The sequence below is a fragment of the Streptomyces sp. NPDC101166 genome, from assembly GCF_044768125.1.
GTDB lineage: Bacteria > Actinomycetota > Actinomycetes > Streptomycetales > Streptomycetaceae > Streptomyces.
In genome coordinates, this window is record NZ_JBIWPF010000094.1 from 1 (window position 1) to 1,560 (window position 1,560).

Annotated in this window: 1 protein-coding gene; it reads left to right on the forward strand. The window is 69.2% G+C overall.

What is annotated here, in order from left to right:
• Nucleotides 1-142: 142 nt before the first annotated feature.
• The coding region (gene dnaG / locus ACIRS4_RS36635; RefSeq protein WP_404204351.1) for a DNA primase at nt 143-1,560 on the forward strand (1,418 nt) is incomplete at its 3' end.

Here is a 1,560-nt window from a genome sequence, read left to right on the forward strand (position 1 = left end):
GTTTCGTTGCGAGTGGGGTAACTCGCCGGGGACGTCCAGAATCGGGTCGGCACTCAACCGCCGGCCCGCATGTGGGACTGGCAACGGCTCTCTGCTGTGCGCAAAAGTCCCGGGGAGGCGGGGGAGCGCTAGACTCGCTGGCGTGGCTGGCCGACTTCCGGACCGCGATATCGCGGCGATTCGTGAACGTGTCCGGATCGAGGATGTCGTGGGGGAGTACGTCGCCCTCCGCCGGGCCGGCGCCGACTCCATGAAGGGCCTGTGCCCGTTCCACGACGAGAAGTCGCCGTCGTTCCACGTGCGGCCCAATCACGGCGTGTTCCACTGCTTCGGCTGCGGTGAGGGCGGCGACGTCTTCGCGTTCCTGCAGAAGATCGAGCACATCGGTTTCGTCGAGGCCGTCGAGCAGATGGCCGACCGGCTCAACTACAAGATCAACTACGAGGGCGGCGGCACCTCGGTCCGCGTCGACCGCGGCACCCGCGCCCGCCTGGTCGCCGCCAACGCGGCCGCCCACGAGTTCTACATCTCACAGCTCGGCGAGCCCGGGGCCGAGGCGGCCCGCAAGTACCTCACCGACCGTAATTTCGACCACAACGCCGCCCACCAGTTCGGCTGCGGCTACGCCCCCGGCGGCTGGGACACCCTCACGAAACACCTGCTGCGCAAGGGTTTCGAGTTCAAGGAGCTGGAGGCCGCGGGCCTGTCCAAACAGGGCCAGCGCGGCCCCATGGACCGCTTCAACCGCCGTCTGCTGTGGCCGATCCGCAATCTCGGCGGCGAGGTGATCGGCTTCGGCGCGCGCCGCCTCTACGACGACGACACGATGACCGCCAAGTACATCAACACCTCGGAGACGTTGCTGTACAAGAAGTCCCAGGTGCTGTTCGGGCTCGACCACGCCAAGCGGGAGATCGCCAAGGGCCATCAGGCCGTGGTCGTGGAGGGCTACACCGACGTCATGGCCATGCACCTGGCCGGCGTCAAGACCGCGGTCGCCTCCTGCGGCACCGCCTTCGGCGACGACCACCTCGCGATCCTGCGCCGCCTGCTCATGGACGACAACTTCTGGCGCGGCGAGATCATCTACACCTTCGACGGCGACGCCGCCGGCCAGGCCGCCGCTCTCAAGGCCTTCTCCGGCGACCAGAAGCTCGCAGGCCAGACCTACATCGCCGTGGCCCCCGACGGCCTCGACCCGTGCGAACTGCGCCAGCGCAGCGGCGACGGCGCGGTCCGCGACCTGGTCGCCCGCCGAGTCCCGTTGTACGAGTTCGTCATCCGCGGCCTGCTCGCCGAACACAACCTCGACACCCCCGAAGGCCAGGTCGAGTCCCTGCGCCGCGCCGTCCCCGTGGTCTCCCAGATCAAGGACTTCGCCCTCCGCAAGGCCTACGCCACCAAACTGGCCGGTTGGGTCGGCTGGGACGACATCCAGCAGGTGGTCCGCCGCGTCGGCGAGGAGGCCCGCAAGGGCGCCCGCACCGGCGCCAAGCCCGGCATCCCCGAACGCCAACCCCACCACGAGGTTTCGCCCGGCCCCGCCGCCCGTCCCAACCC